This window comes from Dietzia aurantiaca (assembly GCF_021033825.1).
Taxonomy (GTDB): Bacteria; Actinomycetota; Actinomycetes; order Mycobacteriales; family Mycobacteriaceae; genus Dietzia; species Dietzia aurantiaca.
The window spans coordinates 312,161-332,256 of sequence record NZ_JAIFXZ010000003.1; the positions used below are offsets into that span (position 1 = coordinate 312,161).

At 67.3% G+C, this 20,096-nt stretch carries 21 protein-coding genes; 9 read left to right on the forward strand and 12 right to left on the reverse strand.

The genetic code is table 11. From position 1 onward, the window contains the following. Window positions 1–28: 28 nt before the first annotated feature. The gene (aztB, locus tag K3888_RS06220; protein ID WP_230929382.1) at window positions 29–886 is read right to left on the reverse strand and encodes a zinc ABC transporter permease AztB; all 858 of its coding nucleotides are present in this window, start codon (window positions 884–886) and stop codon (window positions 29–31) included. Window positions 887–937: 51 nt separating this feature from the next. Here aztB and K3888_RS06225 point away from each other — a divergent pair, with 51 nt between their 5' ends. From K3888_RS06225 to K3888_RS06240, 4 genes are read left to right on the forward strand one after another with little or no spacing between them, the layout of a single operon-like run. Continuing rightward, on the forward strand, window positions 938–1,573 hold the full coding sequence (locus tag K3888_RS06225; RefSeq protein WP_230929383.1) for a metal ABC transporter ATP-binding protein: 636 nt from the start codon (window positions 938–940) through the stop codon (window positions 1,571–1,573). Window positions 1,574–1,600: 27 nt separating this feature from the next. Further along, entirely contained in the window at window positions 1,601–1,990 is a 390-nt protein-coding gene (locus K3888_RS06230; protein ID WP_230929384.1) for a hypothetical protein, read from the forward strand. A gap of 45 nt (window positions 1,991–2,035) precedes the next feature. Further along, the gene (locus K3888_RS06235) at window positions 2,036–2,362 is read left to right on the forward strand and encodes an ArsR/SmtB family transcription factor (RefSeq protein WP_230929385.1); all 327 of its coding nucleotides are present in this window, start codon (window positions 2,036–2,038) and stop codon (window positions 2,360–2,362) included. 11 nt (window positions 2,363–2,373) lie between these two features. Then, complete coding sequence (locus K3888_RS06240) at window positions 2,374–2,871, forward strand: SRPBCC family protein (RefSeq protein ID WP_230929386.1); 498 nt, start codon at window positions 2,374–2,376, stop codon at window positions 2,869–2,871. Here K3888_RS06240 and K3888_RS06245 read toward each other — a convergent pair. After that, window positions 2,856–3,416 (reverse strand): dihydrofolate reductase family protein, encoded by a 561-nt coding sequence (locus K3888_RS06245; protein ID WP_230929387.1) that lies wholly within the window; start codon window positions 3,414–3,416, stop codon window positions 2,856–2,858. The genes K3888_RS06240 and K3888_RS06245 overlap by 16 nt on opposite strands. A 118-nt stretch (window positions 3,417–3,534) precedes the next feature. After that, window positions 3,535–4,476 (reverse strand): oxygenase MpaB family protein, encoded by a 942-nt coding sequence (locus K3888_RS06250; RefSeq protein WP_230929388.1) that lies wholly within the window; start codon window positions 4,474–4,476, stop codon window positions 3,535–3,537. A 174-nt stretch (window positions 4,477–4,650) separates the two neighbouring features. On the opposite strand from K3888_RS06250, the gene K3888_RS06255 reads away from it, so the two are divergent. Next, window positions 4,651–5,394: a TetR/AcrR family transcriptional regulator gene (locus K3888_RS06255; protein WP_230929389.1), complete on the forward strand. Its 744-nt coding sequence runs from the start codon at window positions 4,651–4,653 to the stop codon at window positions 5,392–5,394. A 151-nt stretch (window positions 5,395–5,545) separates the two neighbouring features. Beyond that, window positions 5,546–5,986: a universal stress protein gene (locus K3888_RS06260; protein ID WP_230929390.1), complete on the forward strand. Its 441-nt coding sequence runs from the start codon at window positions 5,546–5,548 to the stop codon at window positions 5,984–5,986. 111 nt (window positions 5,987–6,097) lie between these two features. On the opposite strand, the gene K3888_RS06265 is transcribed toward K3888_RS06260, so the two are convergent. Further along, window positions 6,098–7,561: an MFS transporter gene (locus K3888_RS06265; RefSeq protein WP_230929391.1), complete on the reverse strand. Its 1,464-nt coding sequence runs from the start codon at window positions 7,559–7,561 to the stop codon at window positions 6,098–6,100. Window positions 7,562–7,807: 246 nt separating this feature from the next. Next, window positions 7,808–8,578: an SDR family oxidoreductase gene (locus tag K3888_RS06270; RefSeq protein WP_230929392.1), complete on the reverse strand. Its 771-nt coding sequence runs from the start codon at window positions 8,576–8,578 to the stop codon at window positions 7,808–7,810. Between the two features lie 144 nt (window positions 8,579–8,722). Here K3888_RS06270 and K3888_RS06275 point away from each other — a divergent pair, with 144 nt between their 5' ends. Further along, entirely contained in the window at window positions 8,723–8,878 is a 156-nt protein-coding gene (locus tag K3888_RS06275) for a hypothetical protein (protein WP_230929393.1), read from the forward strand. A 107-nt stretch (window positions 8,879–8,985) separates the two neighbouring features. Here the strand turns inward: K3888_RS06275 and K3888_RS06280 are convergent, their stop codons facing one another. After that, entirely contained in the window at window positions 8,986–9,321 is a 336-nt protein-coding gene (locus K3888_RS06280; RefSeq protein ID WP_230929394.1) for a zinc metalloprotease, read from the reverse strand. Window positions 9,322–9,365: 44 nt separating this feature from the next. On the opposite strand from K3888_RS06280, the gene K3888_RS06285 reads away from it, so the two are divergent. After that, window positions 9,366–9,917 (forward strand): LURP-one-related/scramblase family protein, encoded by a 552-nt coding sequence (locus tag K3888_RS06285; protein WP_230929395.1) that lies wholly within the window; start codon window positions 9,366–9,368, stop codon window positions 9,915–9,917. A gap of 15 nt (window positions 9,918–9,932) precedes the next feature. Here K3888_RS06285 and K3888_RS06290 read toward each other — a convergent pair whose 3' ends face one another. Both K3888_RS06290 and K3888_RS06295 read right to left on the reverse strand, forming a co-directional pair. Next, entirely contained in the window at window positions 9,933–11,333 is a 1,401-nt protein-coding gene (locus tag K3888_RS06290; RefSeq protein ID WP_230929396.1) for an NAD(P)/FAD-dependent oxidoreductase, read from the reverse strand. A gap of 136 nt (window positions 11,334–11,469) precedes the next feature. Further along, window positions 11,470–12,078: a TetR/AcrR family transcriptional regulator gene (locus K3888_RS06295; RefSeq protein ID WP_230929397.1), complete on the reverse strand. Its 609-nt coding sequence runs from the start codon at window positions 12,076–12,078 to the stop codon at window positions 11,470–11,472. 45 nt (window positions 12,079–12,123) lie between these two features. Here K3888_RS06295 and K3888_RS06300 point away from each other — a divergent pair, with 45 nt between their 5' ends. Then, window positions 12,124–13,170, forward strand: coding sequence for an alpha/beta fold hydrolase (locus tag K3888_RS06300; RefSeq protein WP_230929398.1), 1,047 nt, complete (start codon window positions 12,124–12,126; stop codon window positions 13,168–13,170). Between the two features lie 178 nt (window positions 13,171–13,348). On the opposite strand, the gene K3888_RS06305 is transcribed toward K3888_RS06300, so the two are convergent. The 4 genes from K3888_RS06305 to K3888_RS06320 all read right to left on the reverse strand — a co-directional run bounded on the left by K3888_RS06305 (window position 13,349) and on the right by K3888_RS06320 (window position 19,924). Then, complete coding sequence (locus K3888_RS06305; RefSeq protein WP_230929399.1) at window positions 13,349–13,849, reverse strand: hypothetical protein; 501 nt, start codon at window positions 13,847–13,849, stop codon at window positions 13,349–13,351. A 176-nt stretch (window positions 13,850–14,025) separates the two neighbouring features. Continuing rightward, window positions 14,026–14,724 carry a hypothetical protein gene (locus tag K3888_RS06310; protein WP_230929400.1) on the reverse strand — a complete coding sequence of 233 codons (699 nt, stop codon included), beginning with the start codon at window positions 14,722–14,724 and terminating at the stop codon, window positions 14,026–14,028. 633 nt (window positions 14,725–15,357) lie between these two features. Continuing rightward, window positions 15,358–17,598: a hypothetical protein gene (locus K3888_RS06315; RefSeq protein WP_230929401.1), complete on the reverse strand. Its 2,241-nt coding sequence runs from the start codon at window positions 17,596–17,598 to the stop codon at window positions 15,358–15,360. A 523-nt stretch (window positions 17,599–18,121) separates the two neighbouring features. Continuing rightward, a complete protein-coding gene (locus K3888_RS06320; protein WP_230929402.1) occupies window positions 18,122–19,924 on the reverse strand; it encodes an exonuclease domain-containing protein in 1,803 nt (600 codons plus the stop codon). Between the last annotated feature and the right edge of the window lie 172 nt (window positions 19,925–20,096).

The following is a 20,096-nucleotide window of genomic DNA, read 5'->3' on the forward strand; positions in this document are numbered from 1 at the left end:
GTCGGGCGGGTGGTGACGAGATCTGCGGCTACCGGCGGGAAGACGGGTGGTGCGTCAGCTGGCGGGCTCGCGGGATGTCGTACGCAGCTCTGACCAGTGCTGAAGCCCCGGCGAGCGCGATCGCGGAGAAGGCGATGGAGGAGCCGGCGGCCGTGCCCAGATGCCAGGAAGCCAGCAGGCCGACCACCACGGCGGCGCTGCCGAACACGGCGGCAAGTGCCATCGTGGAGGGGATACGCCGGGTCCACCGGTTCGCGGCGACGACCGGCGCGAGCAGCAGCGCCACCACGAGCAGGGTGCCGACGGCCTGGTACGAGGCCACCACCGCGAGGGTCACCAGGCCGATGAGCACCACGTGGGCCAGCGCGGGACGGAGCCCGAGAGTCTGCGCGATGCGCGGGTCGAATGCCGCGGCCACGAAGGCCCGGTGGAAGACCACCCCGAGCGCGAGCGTGACCGCCAGGGCGATCGCCAGGGTGACGAGTTCGGGAGTGCCTACCGCGAGGATGTCACCGAAGAGGATGGCCGTCGCGTCCGTGGCGAAGCTGCCCGAGTGCGACACGATGATCACCCCGACCGACAGCATCGTGACGAACAGCAAACCGATGGTCGTGTCGTAGGACAGCCGCCCGCGCCGCTGCAGTGCGCCGGTCGCCACGCTCATCGTCACCGCGCTGGCGGCTCCGCCGGCCAGGGCAGGCAGGCCGAGCACCGTGGCCAGCGCGACCCCCGGCAGCATCCCGTGCCCGATCGCCTCCCCGAAGAACGCCATCCCGCGGATGACCACCCAGGTGCCCACGACGCCGCATATGGCCGCCACGAGCACACCACCGAGCGCAGCACGCGCGACGAACACCGTGCTGAACGGATCAAGGAACCAGGACACGAGGTAGTACGGTAACGGTACTGATAATCATTTTCAACAAGGAGATTCACCTTGACGCCTCCGAACGTCCCCGCACTGAGCGCCCACGGCGTGTGCTTCGGTTACACAGGACGCGAAGTGATCCATGATGTCGATCTCGAACTGGGCCGGGGGACGGTCACCGCCATCGCCGGACCCAACGGCGCCGGCAAATCGACACTGCTCGAGATCCTCGCCGGGGTACGCACTCCGCAGAAGGGTGAGGTGCGCCGGCTGGGCACGGTGTCATTGGTGGTGCAGCGCCCGGCCGCGCCGGAGACCCTCCCGATCACCGTGCGGGACACCGTCTCGATGGGGACGTGGGGCCGCCTCGGAAGGAGGCAAGCGCGGGAAATCGTCGCGGAAATGATCGACGCAGTCGGCCTGACCGGGTACGAATCCCGCTCCCTGACCGACCTGTCCGGGGGGCAACGGCAGCGCACCCTCCTCGCCCAGGCCCTCGCGCGGCGGGCGGACATCGTACTGATGGACGAACCCGACGCCGGACTCGACGCCGCCAGCCGTGGCCGCATTCACGATCTTCTCCTCGACCAGGCGGACTGTCGAGGCGCCGTCGTCGTCTGCGCGACACACCACGACGGCTTCATCGCCACCGCGGATCGCGTGGTCAGGCTCGGGCACACTTCCCGTCAAGATTTGATTGACTAACTGTCTTCGTCAAGTCATCATTGACACATGGACCCGCAGCTCGACACCGCACTGTCCACCGATCTCGACGCGCCCATCCGGGCGGCGCACGCCGCCGCGGCGGGCGCGGCATTCACCCAGGCGCAGGCCGTACTCGGTGCCACGCCCCCGCCGGGGGCCGACGGTGAGCAGTGGAACGTCGCCGTTCAGGTACTCGCGTTTCGGATCGAACACGCCGCCGGGTTCGACGCGCTCGGCTCCGTAGTGGGCCTGCGGCGATGGGGGGTGACCTGGGACGTGATCGGGCGCGCGGCCGGCATCTCCCGCCAGGCGGCCCACGCGAGGTGGGGCGCCCAGGTGCGCGCGACGCTCGACCGGTACGGCACCGGAGAGCTGGGCGGCCCGGTTGCCGACGACGAGGAGGACCTCAGTTCCTGAGTTGTAACCCCTTGACGTACAACTAGTTGGTTGTATATTGACTAGGTGACCGGGAACGACGAGGACAGAGCGGACGCCCTGTTCCACGCCCTCTCCGACAGGACACGGCGAGACATCCTCCGCCGCGCCCTCGCCGGCGAACACTCGGTCAGCGCGTTGGCGGAGAGCTATCAGATGAGCTTCGCCGCGGTACAGAAACACGTGGCCGTCCTCGAGCGGGCCGGTCTCGTGACCAAACGTCGCAGCGGGCGTGAGCAGTTGGCCTCCGGTGACGTGGACGCTGTGCGGTCGGTGTCCGCGATGCTCGCGGGTATCGAACAGATCTGGCGCGGACGAATCGCCCGTGTCGACGACCTCCTCACTGATACGTAAGGACCACCGCAATGCCTGTCATCGACGTCACCCCTGACACCGAGATGCTCACCCTGACCATCACCGCCGAGTTCGCCGCCCCCGTCGAACGCGTCTGGCAGGTCTACTCCGACCCACGACAGCTCGAACAGATCTGGGGGCCGCCGGAGTACCCGGCCACCTTCACGACTTTTGAGTTCCATCCCGGTGGGCGCGCCGTCTACTACATGACCAGCCCCGAGGGCGAGAGGTTCGGCGGCTGGTGGCAGTTCGTCAAGATCGACGCCCCCACCTCGATGACCTTCGAGGACGGATTCGCCGACGCCGAGGGCAACCCGCTCCACGACATGCCCGTGACCAGCAACGTCTACGAGCTCACGGCGGCCGACGGCGGCACCCGCGCCGTGTACCGCTCGAGTTACGCCTCCGTCGAGGACCTGCAGAAGGTGCTGGACATGGGGGTCGTCGAGGGCAGCACGCAAGCGATCAACCAGATCGACGCGTTCCTCGCCCGTCAGCGCCGGGCGTAGTGGAGGTACGCGGTGTCGCCATAGGTGCGCTGCTCGACGAGGTCCAGGTCGAGCGCCGCGTCGGCGGGTAGGGCACGGAGGCCACCGCCGACGACCTTCGGGACCACGAAGAATCGGAAATCGCGCACCATGCCGGCCCGGATCGCGGCGGCGGCGGTGGTCGGGCCGAAGATCTCCACCTCACCCGACGCGTCGCGGACGATCTGCTCCAGCTCGGACAGCTCGAGCTCCGGCAGCAGCCGATCCCGCGGAGAATCGAGGTCCTCAGGGCCCAGGGTCGAGGACACCACGATGTGCTCGATCCCCTGCCAGCGCCGGGCGAACTCCCGCTCGTCCTCGCCCCAGGACCCGTCCTCGGGCTCGGCGTTCCAGTACGTCATGAGCTGGTAGGTGTTGCGGCCCAGGACCTCGGTGGACACCGCGCCCATGCGTTCGACGTGGAACCGGAACACCTCGTCGCCCGGCGCGGACCACTGGAAGTCCCCGCTCGCGTCGGCGGCGTACCCGTCGAGGGAGACCGTCGCGGTATAGCTCAGCGTTCCCATGGGGCACCCCTGTGTGTCGACGACGACGATGCGGCCACAGTAGTCCCGTCAACGCGCGCGGAGGCGGTTTCCGGATTGTTCGAGCCGATCCGGTCGCCAGACCCCGAACGGATCCGCCTCAGAAGACGCTGACCCCGAGCCTGCGGCGGATCCGCATTTCCCACAGCGCGAGGGTGTACATCTTCTTGAGCGGCATGGGCAAGACCTTGTCGGCGGCGCGCGCAACGGCGTTCATCCTGCGCTTGCGCCGCAGGTCGGCGGGCGTGATCTCCCAGTTCATCTGTTCGCGGATCGACGCCGGGACGCCGAAGCGGGTGTACGAGTGATTGGTGGGCCCGAGCGCGCGCCGCGCCAGGTCGCCGGCACCGCGGAACTTGCCGTCGAGGATCCGGAAGGCGCACAGGTCATCGAGCATCTGTCGGACCGGGTCGTCGATCTCCGCGTCCGCCATCCCCGCGGCGAACCGCTCCTCGTACTCCGCCCAGGTGGCGGGCCAGTCCTCCTCGGGGACGTTGAGCACGGTGGCGAGCGGCGAGGCGAGGGTCAGGACGTGCTCGCGTTCGGCGGAATCGAGTTCGCGGTACAGCAGTTCGTACTGGTCCACGAAGAACCGGATCAGGCACAGCGCCACCCACAGCTGCAGCTCGCGGGAGTTACCGGAGTAGCGCACGGGACTGCTCGAGGTGGAGAAGACCTCGTCGTGGATCCGCTTGACCTCCCGGTGCATGAACTCCTTGTCGTCGTCGTTCCCGATCGTCGCCACGGCGAGGTACAGGGCGGTCGTGCGCGCCCGCTTGACGGGGTGCGTGTCGGCGCGGCCGCGCTCGACGCGGCTCTCGAGCACGCCGTACCCCACGGCCGGATTGGCCAGCTGCATGATCACGTTCGCGCCGGCCAGCCACATCCACAGCCCGCTCGACAGGTCCAGCAGCGAGTCGATCTCGGTGAGGTCCCGCTCGGCCGGCCGCCGCACGGCGATCATCCGGTCGAGTCCGGCGCGGGCGGCGTGGGCGCCGCCGGGCGTCGGGGCGGAGTGGGAGTCGGTCATCGCAGCGGTCATCGGTCCGTCCTCGGAAAAGTAGGGGGAGCTCGCTTCCGCGCTCCCGGCGACCTGTGTGCCCACCGTAAACCCGTGAGGGTCATCTGAGCAAGGGCGTAGTCAGATCAGGTCCGGCGAGCTCGGCGCGTGATTGATACGGTCAGCTGCGACAGTGCGAGACACGGGAGGTCGGGCATGACCGCTGGCGACAAGCCCGGGCGCGTCTACGGCGGCCGCTCGTCGGCCGACCGTGAGGCCGCGCGCCGACAGAGCCTGCTCGACGGCGCGATCGACACGCTCATCACCGGCGAGCCACTCACAGTTCGGGGCATCTGCCAGAAGACCGGGCTGACCTCGCGCTACTTCTACGAGAACTTCGCCTCGACGGACGCCCTGGCGGAGGCCGCGTACGACGCCTGCGTCAGCACGATCGCCACCGAGGTTGCCGCCGCATTCGCCGCGCCGCCGACCGTCGAGGAGCAGATCTCCGGCGCGATGTCCTCCCTCGTCGACGCGCTCGAATCGGACCCCCGAGCAGGACACATCCTCTTCTCGACCCGCATCGCCAACGCGCTCATCGCCCGCAAGCGCCAGGAGTCCACGCAGTTCTTCGTGGACATCACCGCCGCGACCGCCCGCGAGGCGGCCGCCGAGCCCGTGCCCGGAATCGACCCGGACCACGCCGCGCAGTTCGTCGTGGGCGGCGTGACCCAACTGCTGTCGACGTGGCTCAATACCCGATACGACGCGCAGTTCGGGGCCGCGGGGGACGAGCCGTCCGACGCGGATCGGGGCGCCGGTGGCAACGGCAAGAACCATGACTACGACGACGACGCCGAGCCGACAGCCCCCGAACTCGACGGCCCGACGGTCGCCCGGACGGCGTCCACGCTCATCACGGCGCTGGCCCGCCAGCTCGCCGTGGACCTCACGCTCTGACCCGGCCGAGTCCGCCCCTCGACCAGGGTGCGGCGAGCAGCCCGGGCGGATCCCCGGCACCTCGTCGGTCGCGGCGTTACCATCAGGGTGGCGTCGGGAGACGACGGTCCCGGCGGGAACCGTTCACCGTCGCAAGGATGTGGATCCAGTCATGGAGACCAAGCCAGTCATCGTCGGTATCGACGGCGCCGAGGATTCCGTTCGGGCCCTGCAGTGGGCCGTGGTCCACTCTCGTTCCGTGGGCGCTCCGCTGCATGTCATGGCCGTCTACGAGGTGCCCGCCATGCTCAGCCCCTACGGGATGGCCGCGTGGGAGAACCCGGCGAATCTCGAGCAGAACGCGCGGGCCATGCTCGACGCCACCGTGAAGTCGGCGCTCGGCGAGGACGAGGGCGCGGCGGTCGTTCAGCGCGTCGTCCAGGGCCATCCCGGGAAGGTGCTGGTCGAGCAGTCGGACGGAGCCGGACTCCTCGTGATCGGTAGCCGCGGCCGCGGCGCCTTTACCGGGATGTTGCTCGGCTCGGTGAGCCAGTACGTGGTGGCTCGCGCGAAGTGCCCGGTCGTGGTGATGCCGCACAACGCGCCGGACTGACGAGCCGCCGGAGACGGAGACGGCGATAGAGAGGCCCCCGGGTCCGCGGTGCGGATCCGGGGGCCTGCGGGGGCTGGCTGCGCCGTACCGAGCCCGCGACGTGCGACGCCCCTAGTGGTGATGGACTCCGTCCGTGTAGAGCGACTTCTTGCTGGTCTCCGGGGACAGGATCAGCGAGATGATGGTCAGCACCGACAGCCCCACGAGGTAGTAGCCCACCCACGCCACGGAGAAGTGCTGCACCAGCCACACCGCGACGAACGGCGTGAGGGCGGCGCCGAGGATCGCGGAGAAGTTGTACGCCACGCCGGAACCCGTGTAGCGGGTGTGGGTGGGGAACAGCTCCGGCAGCACGGCCGACATCGGGCCGAAGGTAAGGCCCATCAGCGCCATGCCGACACACAGGAAGCCGAGCATGCGGACCACGTCGAGCCCGTCACCGGTGCCCATGGCCTCGGGGCTGAGCCACCAGCCGAACGACAGGCCGAAGAGGATGATCCCGGCGGTGGTGGTGATGAGCATCCGCCGTCGCCCGAAGCGGTCCGCGAGGTATCCGGCGATCGGGATGAACGCCGCGAAGAGCAGGATCGCGATGACCTGCAGGATGAGGAACGACCGGTAACCGTAGCCGAGCCCGCCGGTGGCCTCGCCGCCGATCGCGAACGACAGGATCCACGTGGTCATCAGGTAGAACAGGCCGTAGGTGGCCAGCATGATGAAGGTGCCGAGGATGATCTCCCACCAGTTCTTGCGGAACACCTCGGACACAGGCGCCTTGACGCGCTCGTTCTGCGCGACCGCCTTGGCGAAGACCGGCGTCTCCTCGATCCGCAGCCGCACGTACAGGCCCACGCCGACCATCACGATGGACAGCAGGAACGGGATGCGCCAGCCCCACACGAGGAACGGGTCGGACAGCTCGGCCGCCGTGGAGTCGTAGGCGAACCAGGTGGTGAGCAGCAGGAACACGCCGTTGGCCAGGATGAAGCCGAACGGGGCACCGAGCTGCGGCCACATCGCGGCGAACGCGCGCTTGCCGGGCTTGGCGGTCTCTGCCGCCAGCAGCGCAGCGCCCGACCACTCGCCGCCCAGGCCGATGCCCTGGAAGAAGCGCATGATGGTGAGCATCGCCGGCGCCCAGAGCCCGATCTGGTGGATCGTCGGCAGCAGGCCGATGAGGAACGTGGCGATACCCATCGTCAGCAGTGCGCCGACCAGCGTGACCTTGCGCCCGAGCCGGTCGCCGTAGTGGCCGAAGATCACCGAGCCGAGGGGCCGCGCGATGAACGCGGTGCCGAAGGTCGCCATGGAGGCGAGCAGCGCCGTACCGGAGTCGCCGCCTGCGAAGAACAGCAGCGGGAAGACCGAGACCGCGGCGGTGGCGAAGATGTAGAAGTCGTAGAACTCGATCGTCGTGCCGATGAGGGACGCGAAGATGATCCGACTACGGGGGACGGGCGCGGTGGTCGCCTCCGCGGGCGTGCCCACCGTGGGATCGCCGACAGACTGGTCGACGACGACAACGCCGTCCTCGTCGTCCCTCCTGGGATCGGCGCGCGAATCCGACGTTCTCATGGTCCTCCTCGTGGACGGCGGCGATCGGGATCCGAGGTGACGGATGGCCGACGACGCCTGTCATGGCGGGTGATGCCTGGGGCCCGGGCGGCGCGGTGAGCCGCCGAGCGCACACCACAGTAGAACCATGCTGTGTCGGCCGTCACACCTGCCGACCAGATGCGTACAAATGGTACGGAATCGGCTACTTCGGACCGAATTTCCTGTGCACCGTGTACACCCCGGACACCCCCACCGCGGCAGGAGTTACTGCGCGAGGAACTTGTTGACCAGTCGGGACAGCGCGTTGGGCGAGAACTTGGCGAGGTTGGCCAGCAGCGTCGTCTGGGTTCCCACCGAGTACGACGTGCGGTGCATGCGTCTATCCGTCGGCGTGGGGTGGACCGACTCCCACACCTTGTCGGCGACCTCCGCCGGTGTGATCCGCACGCCGAGGGTCTGGGTGGTCTTGGCGTCGTTGTCCGCCAGGGCGGTCTTGGCCCACAGTGGCCAGATTCCCACCACCCGGATGTCGTCCTTTTCCCACTCGAGCTCGAGCGCCTCGGTCAGACCCGCGACGTAGAACTTCGCGGCGCTGTAGGTGGCGATGCCGGGCTGGCCGTAGATCGCCGAGGCCGAGGCGATGTTCACCAGATGCGCCCCGGGGGTCGCCCGGAGGAACGGGAACGCGGCCTGCGCACCCAGCGTCACGCCCAGCACATCGATGTCGATCTGGGCCTTGACCGCCTGCGGCGTGATCTCGGCGAGGTCGCCGGCCACGAGGACGCCCGCATTGTTGTCCAGCACATCGAGGGTGCCGCCGGTGTGTGCGGTGAACTCGGCGAGTGCCCGCTCCCACTGCTCGGCCTCGCGCACGTCCAGCTCGCCGGTGATCCAGTCCGGGTGAGCGGCCTGGACCGCGGCCAGTGCGGCCGTGTCGACGTCATACACGCCGACGGTCCAGCCCTCACGGCCGAAGCGCTCGGCGGTGGCCAGGCCGATACCCGCCGCTCCGCCCGAGATGAAGATCGATGGCATATCCCACTCCCCCGTGAGTCCTCCAGATGCGGTCCCCGACGACCCTGCCACGCCGGCGAGCATGGCGCATCACCCCGCCGACGATTACGCTCGCGTCTGTGATCAGCGTCACGACTGCTCACGTCCGTCGAAAGGAGTTCTTCCATGGGTTCACTCGGATCGCTCGCAATCGGGTCGCTGGCGGCGCCCCTCCTCGGCTCGCTGGGGCTCGGTTCGCTGGTCTCGCAGGGCAGTGGCGGTGGCAGCGGCGACATGCTGAGCGGCCTGCTGCCGACCGACATCCTCGGCGGCCTGTCCTAAGTTCCCTGACGCCGACGCCCCGGGCCGCACGCAGCGGCCCGGGGCGTCCGTCTTTCTGTACCCCGCCTCCCCGGAGTCGACGCCTGCGGGGATGAGGCGGCGACGAACTAGTGTGTCGCCTCCCGGCGCACCCGGGCGAGCACGTCGGCGAATCCCGCGAGGTAGTCGCCGCTGCGGCGCGCCGCCTGCTGCTCGACGAGCCCGCGCGCCAACACCGCCGAGATACCTTCGAGGTCTTTCCCCGAGTCGAGCTGCGCCAGGCCGAGCTCGGCCGCGAACGCTCGACCCTCGTAGAACACCAGTTCCGGGAGGATCGCGCCGAGCGCCCGCGACAACTCGCCGGCCGGACGCTCCTCGATCACCGAGGACACCGAAACGCGGTACTGCTCGAACTGGTCCCGGGCCGCGTCGAAGGCCTCCCGGAGGTCGGTGGTGCCGGGCATATGCTCCCCTTTTGATCGGTGTGCTCGGACCCTAGGGTGGATCCATGTCGAGTCTCATGAACGATGTTCTCGTGTTCCAGCAGACGACGAACTTCGTCAGGAACGATTTCGCGATCATGGACGACCAGGGGACCCAGGTCGGCCATGTGGAGACCGGTGGCAGCACTCTCGGGCGGATGCTGGTCGGATCGCGTGAGCTGACGGTGTTCGAAGGACCGGAGCGCCCGGCGATCCGGGTGAAGGACACCTACTCGTTCGGCCGGGAGCGGATGGAGATCCTGGACGCCGGCGGCGGCCATCTCGCCTCGCTGGTCAAGCGACTCGCGCTGTTCAAGACCCGGATCACGCTGGATCTGCAGGGCGAGGAACTCGAGCTGACGGGCAACATCTGGGGATTCGAGTTCCAGGTGAACGGTCAGGGCGGCGCCATGGCGTGGGTCTCGCGGGAGTGGTCGGGCGTCGGCAATGCCTTCTTCGGGAAGTCGACCTATGTCCTGCGGCTCGCTGAGCACCTGACCGCCCCTCAGCGCCTCGCGATCATCGGCGCCGTGCTGTCGCTCGACCTCATCCGGGAGAAGCAGAAGCGGAACAGCTGAACCGCCCGCCCACGCCTAACTTCCCGGCGACCTGTCATCCAGACTCGAGGCGATGCTGTCCCCGTAGACGCGGTCGATCGCGCGCCTGCCGTACACGAACCGGGAGGTCGCGCTGAGGTGGGAGCGCTTGTCGCCGAGGATGTGCATCCCCCACGAGAAGAGCGTGGCCAGGCGGTTCCGGAAGCCGATGAGGAAGGCCAGGTGCACGACCAGCCACAGCACCCAGGCGATGAAGCCGTGGATCTCGAACCCACGGATCTTCACCACCGCGCTGTACCTGGACACGGTGGCCATGGAGCCCTTGTCGAAATACTTGAACGGCGGCCGGCCCGTCGGGCTCTGCTTGCCCGCCAGCTCGCGGTCGATCTGCTTGGCGACGTACTTGCCGCCCTGGATCGCGACGGGTGAGACCCCCGGCAGGTTGTCGAGACTCATCATGTCGCCGATCACGAAGATCTCGGGGTGGCCCGGTACCGAGAGGTCCTTGTTCACCTTGACCCGCCCGGCACGGTCGACCTCGGCGTCGGTCTGCTCGGCGAGCATCTTGCCCAGGGGGCTGGCCTGCACTCCGGCGGACCAGATCTTGCACGCCGCCCCGATCCGGTGCGTCGTCCCGTCCGCGCCCTTGATCTCGATCCCCGCGGAGTCGACATCGGTGACCATGGCGTTCAGGTGCACTTCCACGCCGAGCTGCTCCAGGCGAGCCTTCGCCGCCTCGCCGAGCTTCTCGCCGAAGGGCGGCAGCACGGCGGGCGCCGCGTCGAGCAGGATGATGCGCGCGTCGGCCGGGTCGATCCGGCGGTAACTGTTCTTGAGGGTGCGGTGTGCGAGCTCGCCGATCTGGCCGGCCATCTCGACTCCGGTCGGCCCTGCGCCGACGACGACGAAGGTGAGCAGCTGCCGGCGAGCGTCCTCGTCCTCGGTGATCTCGGCCAGTTCGAAACTCCCGAGGATCCGGCCGCGGAGCTCGAGGGCGTCGTCGATTGTCTTCATCCCGGGGGCCCAGCGCTCGAAATGGTCGTTGCCGAAGTAGGACTGGTTGGCACCGGCCGCGACGATCAGACTGTCGTACGGGAGATCGAAGTCGATGTGCCCGGCTACGGCGTGGACGGTTCGGTTCGCCACGTCGATCTTGTCGACCTCACCGAGGGTGACCGTGATGTTCTTGTGCTCCCGCAGGACGAGCCGGGTCGAGGGCGCGATGTCGCCGACGGACAGGATGCCGGTCGCCACCTGGTAGAGAAGCGGCTGGAAGAGGTGGTGACCGGTCTTGGCGACCAGCGTCACGTCGACGTCCGCCTTCGCCAGGCTCTGCGCGGCGGCCAGTCCACCGAAGCCCGAACCGATGATGACGACTCGCTGCCGACGGCCGGCATTCTGGGCACCGGCGTCATAACTGTTCACTGCATCCACCATGGGACTCCTGATCTCGGGTGTGCGCGCCCGGAACGTTACCCCCGCCTCGGCGAATCCGCCTGCGCTTCGAAGGCCGTACCGACTGTGCGGGCCCTGGCGGCGGTCGGCTCGTCGGTGACGGCCAGTCGGATTCCCTTCAGGTGGCGTCCACGCATCGGTCTACTTCGGCGTGGATCACTCGGCGGGCCTCGTCGGCCTGCACCGCCCCCACGATGACACGGAGCGTGAGGCCCTCGGACAGCGCCGCCAACCGGAGGGCATCCCGGCGGTCGTCAGAAGTCGGGGCGGGCTGGACCCGACCACCCCTCCCCCGTGCGCCGGCCAGGAGTCGGGCGAGGGCCCGGGTGCGTTCGGCCAGTGCGTCCGTGACTATCGCCCCGATCCCCGCACTGGAGACCGCCTTGGATTGATAGGCAGCCCACACCGAGGCCCCGATCTTGAAGTCGATGCTCTCCGACATCGCGCCGACCAGGAGTGATCGCAGCTCCTCGGCCGCAGTCCGCGGATCACCCGGCACCTCGCGAGGGCCGTGATCGACCACCGCCGACGCCACCATCTGCCGACACCCGTGCAGGACCAGGTCGTCCTTGGACGGGAAATAGTGCTGGACGCGCCCCACGGACACGCCCGCCGCCTGCGCGACGGCGCGGAACGTCACTCCGTCAATGCCCTGCTCGTGGATCACCTGCCACAGTGCCAGGACCAGTTCGGCACGTCGCTGATCATGATCGACGACTTTCGGCATGCGTCCCCCCTTTAAAATACGGACAACTTGCGAAACTATGTCGGTATGGACGTATTGCATCACGATCAGACGCCCGGGACGACCCGCTCACGTCGGGGCCGGTGGACGCGACGCGCACGCCGACTCACGACCGTCGTGGCCGCCCTGTTCACGGTGATCGGGATCGGCGCGACGTGGACCTTCTTCTTCGGCGCGCCGGGGGTGGGGCACTTCCGCAGCGCCGACGGCCGGAACGCCTACATGGATGCGTACGCGGAAGCGATGGAGGCGCTCCCCGCGCCGACCACCGTGCACGACATTCAGACCGACTACGGCTCGATCCGGGTCTACGAGTGGTCCACAGCGGAAACCCGGGACCGGGCCCCGGCACTACTCGTCCCCGGCCGTGCCTCCGGGGTGCCGATGTGGGCGGAGAATCTCCCCGCACTCGTCGCCGAACGGCGGGTGCTGGCTTTCGATGCGCTCGGGGATTCCGGGATGTCGGAGCAGTCCGTCCCGTTCGCGACGTTCGCCGACCAGGCCCACCCGATCGAGGAGGTGGTCACAGCGCTCGCTCCCGGCGGGGTGCACGTGGTGGGCCACTCGTTCGGTGGCGCCATCGCCGCCTCCTACGCGCGTCAGTTTCCCGAGCGCACCCTCACCCTCTCCCTGCTGGAGCCGGTGTTCACCTTGGCCCGGCCCCCGGCGGGCCTCTTTTTCTGGGCGATGGTCTCGTCTCTGCCGCTCCTGCCGGACGGGATCCGGGAGACTGCTCTGGAGAAGATCGGGGGCGTGGAGGAGGAAGCCGCGGAACTCGGCGATGATCCGATGGCGCGCATGATCGCGGCGGCGACGGAGCACTACCAGGCCGCCCTACCGCAGCCCACCCCCTTGACTGACGAAGAGCTGTCGCAGCTGACCATGCCGGTCTACGTCGCCATCGCCTCTGATGATTCCCTCGCCGGCGGCGCGTCAGCCGCCCGGCGGGCCGAGCAGCTACCCGCCGCAACCGTGCAGACGTGGCCGGACACCACCCACTCCCTGCCGATGCAGGCCGCGGGCGTTGTGGAACCGGTGCTGCTGGACTTCTTCGCGGAGAACGAGCCGTCCTGACTTCCGGTCGGCGCAACACTCGACGAGCCACTGCCGGGCATCGACGCAGCGCTGGCCCAGATCACCGCCCCATTCGGCGTCACCGGCTGATTCGCAGCGGCACTTCGGGGAAGTTCGCTCTCACCCGACGGGCGCCATTTCCCGAGCCAGGCGAGAGATCACCGCCGCGCGAGCAGTTTCAGTCCTCCGGACGTCGAACCTCCACCACCAGCAGAGCCGCAAGCGCCGCGCCGGTGAGTCCGATCGCCCACCACGTACGTGTCACCGTCGAGTTGAGCTCCGTACGCACCGGCGTCATGGAGCCGTCACGCACATTGATCAGCGCCAGCGTCAGGGAAAACAGGGTCCCCCGGAGATCGCCGGCGTCGACCCGGTTGAGCAACTCCAGAATGCGATCCAGGTCCTCGTCGACCCGGTCCGTTCGCGAGCGAACAGACTCGACGCGCTCGGCGACGTTCTCATCCTCGGAGGGGGTCTTGGCCAGGCCGGGTCGGTCAAGGACTCGGTCGATCCGGGCTTGTACCACGAGCGCCAGATTGTGATTAGCCATGTCGAGCATGACCAGTTCCTCGCGGACTTCGTTCTGCCGATGCTGACCGAGGCCGATCGCCAACCCGCCCACGAGCAGAATCACCAGCGAACAGACGAACCACGAGGTTTTCGAGAACACCCGGTACATCGTCGACTCTCCTGTTCTCGAGGCCTGGCGCCTGTCGCCATGAGTCCAGATTGGCAGGAAACGCCGATGCGGATCGACAGAAGCCGAGTATCTCGCACGAGCGTGTCACAGTAGTTGCGAGACCGTCCTCGCGTCTGGCGCCTGGGCACCGGACCGACAGACGACGATGACTCCACTCAGGTGAGGGCGACGGCTTCGATCCCGTCGTCAGCGAGGACTGCCTCAGCCGTTACGCCGTTGCAGCCGAGGACGGAGTAACCCCAATCGACATCGGTAGCCAGGAGCCACTCGCGCCCGTCGGGCCAGAGCGCGTCGACGCCGTGCGCCCGCCCGCGAGCGAGGTTCTTCATGTCGGTGACCCTGTCGACCTTCGTTTGGAACACCGGCATGGTGCGCAGCAGCGTCACCTCGGGCGAGCAGATCTGCGAAGCGGGAACCACGGCGAGTTCGGGGTGGATGACCGCGTCCGGATCAGTGGAGTAGTAGGCCACAGAGTGGTCCGAGCCCGGCCCGTAGGAATCCCAGGCCAGGCTGGCGGTGTCGAAGATCGTTCCGAACGCCACATTCGGTGTGGTGGTGTTGCGGGAGAGAACCGCGAAGAGCGCTTCGATCTCACCGAGCCCCTCGGCACCGTCGTGCGGCCATCCGAAGCGATCGTCGCAGGCATCGAACTCATCCTGGGGCGGGGGTCGTCCGTTGGTGACCGCGATATCCCACCACATCGAGGTCGGCGAGATCGCGACGCCATTGGCTCGGGCCACTTCTTCCCAGGTCACTTCCCTTTCATCGGTGTGCCCCGGGTGGCGAATCAGAAGCAATGCTTCGAAGCCGCTCGGATCCGGGACGGCATCGGCATCGGAGGCCTGCCATGCCATGTTGACCAGTCCCCTGCGCTCCCGGAGCCATCTGCTGTGCGGATCACCGGACAGTGGCTGGATCCCGCAGCTCATAAAGTGTGCCCAGTCCCGATCCTCCGCTTCGAGGTAGGACCGTAGTAGGCCGACCGTGCGTGACGGAAGAGTCGACTCGATCCCGATCACTGAGCCGCTGCCAGAGTCGTCGGAGGCAATCGTGAATAAGACGCTGGCCCCGCCCGGCCCACGCAGTTCCAAGTACATGGACTCTCGAGCAACGACGGAGAAAGCGTGGGTCCGGCGAGGCCGCCTACGCTGCCGGTGCATCTCAGACCGTGCCCACGCGCTGAAGTTGCTCGGTGACGGAGCATCGCGCCGACGACGAACCCGGGCGGGCCGGATCGGCCAATGAACGGTATGGCCAGGCCGCAGCGGCGGCGTCGGCTCCAGCCGGTAACGGGCCGCGATCTCCGGGTCCGCGAAAGCGCGGAAACCCGCGTGAAAGTAGGGAGATCCCAGCAGCGCATCGGCGGTCGCAGGAGCCAGGTCTACGGTGATGTGCTGCGACGCCATGCCCTCACCCTATTCACACGTGCAGCAATTTCCGCGGTTGCGAATCGGACCTCATTTTCAAGCGCCGTACACGCCCTCTCCTCACGTCCCGTGAACGAGTTCGCCGGCAGCGGTGACCCCTCGCAACGACCGCCCGGAGAACCAGACGACGTCGTCGGGGGTCACGGCAACTGAGGGGGCTGGGGTGTCGGTGAGAACGATTGCTGCCGGTTCGAGGTCGTCATTCAGCCGGACAAGAAGTCCCTGGCGGAACTCTCCTCGTGGGCCGAGGTCGCTGAGCATTCCCCGGAGCTGCCAAGGATCCGGGACCTCCGGATCGCGGAGTTCCAGCGCAATCTGATCGGCGCGGAGAGTCAGCCACATGCCTGTGGCGATCGGACCGGCGGCGCGGGGACTATACGGGAGCCGGTGAGCGGTCCCACGCGCCAAGGACTCGGTGAACCGCAGAAGAAGGTCGGCACATTGCACGTGGAAGCCGTCCCGGCTGCGCCACACGGCGGTCGGGGGCACTGGCAGGCCGAACGACTCGCCTACCGCCCATCCGCCAGCTCGATGCAGTGCCAGTCGATAGCGCAGTGGCTGGTCGTCTCGGATCCAGTGTTCGCCGGTGCTGACGTTGTCGTCGTCGTCATCTCTCGGTTCTCTTCCCACCACCACCGGCCCCTCGCCCGCGCGGGCGAGGGAGCCCACCGAGCCGATCTCGGGAGGGAGCGCGATCGGGTCATCCTCGCCATGCGCGGTGAATCGCCGGAGGGGATTGCCAGAGGTCACCAGGTGGTTCCCGATAGTCACCGCGGAGCCCCACCGCACGGTGCCGAGATCGTGCAGGCGTGCCGGGGCGCCAGCGGTTGCCTCCACCGACCAGAGCTTGTGCTGATGCTCGATCCAGATCCCGCCCGGCCCGGCATGCGGCGTGACGGTGTCCGAGTAGGAGCCGACCGGCAGGGGCAGGAGATGATCTTCCGACTGCTCCGGGCGCGAGCCGGATCGATTCTGCAGGATCGGGCGAAAACGGTCACCGATCCAGAGGTCGTCGCCGACAACGGACAGCTCACCGGGCTCAAACGCACTTCGCACTCGGGGCGGTTCAGCCGCATCGAGGTCCAGGTCGAGGGCTACGGCGATGGCAGGCGCGGGGCCCTCCGCGTTGTGTTGGACCATGTGTCGAGCAAAGCCGTTGGGGCACGCAGATTCGCTAGACCAGGCGTTACCAGGTAGCGGCTCTGTCTCCGGGTCAGCGGGCACCGGGCCGGTCAGACGGTTGACGCGGATCCCCGACACGGCGGCTCGCGTGGGAGTGAACCGCGGCGATGCTGCCGCGTCATGAATGATCGCGAAGTGGCCCGTGACCGCGACATGCCCGATCGCTGGCCTGGGCGCGGACCACTTCGCCGTCCAGCCGTCACCCCGCAGCATGGTGGGCCAGCGCAAGACCCCATGATGATCCTCGCGAGGAGTGCCCTGACCAATCGGTTCTGCCAACGCGCGGACCTCGACGGGTTCGGCATTCATCGGTGACGGGTCGTCGAAGAACGTCAGGTACACCTCGATGGTCTCGCCGACGCGGGGCGGCGGGAGCTGGCCATCAGCGATGACGATCTCGTCGAGCCGGGCGCGCAATCGCCGTGCGCGAATGTCGGTCGGCAGTGGCTCCGGGTCAGGAACCGGAATGAGCTGCTCAGTGATCGGGGCAGGAACCCATTCGGCCAGCGGCTGGATCGGGCCAGGGGGCTCCGCGCGGCCCTCCCAGCGGAACTCCGAGTTGTCGACCTGCTTGACCTGTAGGTTCTCGAGCCGGGCCTCCCAGGAGTCGTCCGATGCGGCCACCCGGATGAGGATGCCGGTGTTCAGGTCGACTGAGATCTCGATGGCGCCGAAACCGTCTCTTGCGTCGCCCGACATCACCGCGACGGGCCGACCCTGGTGAGTGGACTGGCGAATACCGCCCGCGGGGAATCCGTAGCCCAGGCCCTCCTCGGCGTTGTCCGGCTGATCGATGAGCAGAGCAGCGTAGCCGGACGTGTTCAGCGACCGAACGCGGAAACTAGTCGCGGTGCCGTCGCCCGCGATCTGCCAGACCTGGCCGTCGTTGAAGACGGTCCGGCGCCCGTCGGCGTGGTCGAGGCGCGCTCGCGAACGGCCGGCTCTAACAAACCTGGTACGACCCGGGCCAGCATGCAGGTTCGCGCGCGGATCATCCATCACCCAGAATCGGACCGGCGGCACGGGCGACGAAGGCGGCCGGACCACGAGCTCCGCCTCGAACGACTCATCGGCGCCGCGAGCAAGTAACTCGCCCATGTCAGACCACGTCAATGGCATAGCGACAGCCTAGGAGCAGAGGACCACGCGCGGCACACACAGTCGAGCGAGCGGGCCTCGGTACAGGCGTTGGAGCCGGAAGAGCGAATAGGCCACCGCGAACTCGCCAAGGTCTGCAAGCATCTTTCTCGGCGAAGGTCTCGGCTGCCGGGGCGGCGCTGGGGCTGGGCCGGGCCACGGGTCGCGTACACCACTGCTGCGTACTGCCAAGGGGCAACGAAGGAAAGCAAACTAACCCGACCAGCAACTGGTCCAGAAGGGCCGCTGCTGAGGGGTCAACAGAACGGGCAGCTCGCACTATGGAGCAACGTGCAGGAGCACGCCTCTCCGTTCCGCTCGGCAACTCTGACTCCTCCCAAGGGGTAGGGGTACTGATAAAGGGCAAAGGGGCCTGGCCTCGCCGCACTCCTGTGCGGCAGTTCGGAACTTGGGACTATGCCGGTAGAGCAAGTCTGACACCCGGGCTTTGTCTTGCGACAGAACGCGGCCTATCGGCGCTGGCTCCCCACTAGCAGGTGTACGTTTAGCTTCGCTGTTTTTCTAGCAGTGTCTTGGCTTTGGTGATGCGCTGCTTGATCGGATGGGATGAATCGATGTCGGCACCATTGCGGTGAGCGGTGTCGAGCCATCGTTGGAGGATGGCGACTTCACTCGCGTGGTCCTTCTGCTTCCGGTAGACGATTGCTGCCTGCTCAGTCCATCCAGGAGCGGGGCATCCACGTGAGCAGTTCTCAGGCCGTTCAACGACGTTGATGACTTCCAGCAGCAATGTGAGGGCTTCGTCGAGTCGGTTGTCGCGTTTGAGTTGCTTGATCGGTTCGCTCCACGCAGTGAAGTGGCGGCCACGCACCTGTTTCCGCAGGTCGTTGCGGTTCTGTCGAGCGATAAAGCTGTCGTCGGCTAAGGCGTAGGCGTCAACCGCTGGCGGAGTGGTCAGGTCGGGGAGCCCCACAGAGCGGTCCCCGACCAGCAGTAGTTCCAGCTGGTGCTGATTGATGATTGAAATGCCCTGGCCAGCATTCTGGAGTCGGCAAGCTTCACTGAACTTCTCGGTCGATGGGGGATAGCTTGTCTCGTCAGGCCAATATCCGGCGACGAGAATCGTCGTGCGGCGGGTCACGGTCTTGTTCACCCGGGCACCGCACTCGGCCAGTCGCGCCCATGCTTGATCGCGACTGAGTCCGGTCAGTGTTCCGGTCAGGACCGCGGTATGGCCATGCAGAGGGTGATTGGGGTCAGCGTCGGGGTTTGGCGCAGGCGGGGTAGCGCTGGAACGTACTGACACCCACGGTGGGACGCCTGTGCGGCTGGTGTTTCGGGGAGCGTCTATCGCTTCTACGGTTGCTCGTCCGAGAGTGATGCCCGTGGCAGTGACGTAGGTATCGACGGTGGGGGTGCCGCGACGATGCATCAACTCCAGTGCGATGCCGGCGGCGGCAGAAGCGTCTGCGGAGGCGTCGTGATGGCTGTGCAGCGGAACCCCGAGTGCTTGAGCCACGGTAGGTAGCCTGTGATTGGGGAGTTCCGGCAGGTCATTGCGGGACCACCGCAGGGTGCATCCGTACTGCAGGGAGCGCCATTTCATTGACTCGGCGGCAGAGGCCTCACGCAGGGCGCCGATGTCGAACGCGGCGTTGTGTGCGACCAATGGCAAGTCGCCGACGAGGTCGAGCATGTCGCCAAGTCTGTGGCGGAAGGTCGGTTGCGTGGCGACGTCGCGTGGGGTGATCCCGTGAATGCCGATGTTTCCGGCATCGAAACGCTCAAGGCCCTTAGGTGGACGGCATAGCCATGAATGGGTCGCCGTGACTCTGCCAGCGTTGACGACGGTCAAACCGATAGCGCAGATGCTTCCTCTGGCGCCGTTGGCGGTTTCTACGTCAAAGCCGACAAAGCTCGGGCCGCTGAATGCATCCACTTTGATGCTGAGCACCGGCTCAGGCCGGTCAGTGTGACGAACCGTAGTCCCGGGCGAGGGGGCGGGCAGTGGCTGATGTTCAAAAATGGTGGCCACATCTGGCCCAGAAGCGGGACTTGGAGCAGGAGCCGGTGGTCGCTGGGTGTGGTTGACCTGGATCACGTGGTGCAGAAACTGCAGCAGGCTATCCATTTGGTCGCGCTGATTGCGCTTGAACATCACGGTGTGGGGGTCGCTCGGTGCTGCAGTGCGACTGAGCTCTGGACGGACAGTTCCCACGCACAACTGAATCCACCCGTTGGTCAGCATCGTCGGTTGTCTGACATACAGGCCAATCACTTCTCGCAGCGGGATTTCAATGCGAGCGCCAGCCACCTTGGCGATGAGCCAATTGCGTTCGATGACCAAACTGTGAGGGGTCCTGGAAACGACCGCATCGTACCCCTGAAACTGCGACAACGGGAGACCTCCTGAAGATGATAAGCAGGAGGCTATATCGAACCTATGACATTAGGGAGCTTGAGCGCACCATTGATGGTCGTCACGGAGGTGTTGATCGCCCCGTGGCGGGGGGGATTTT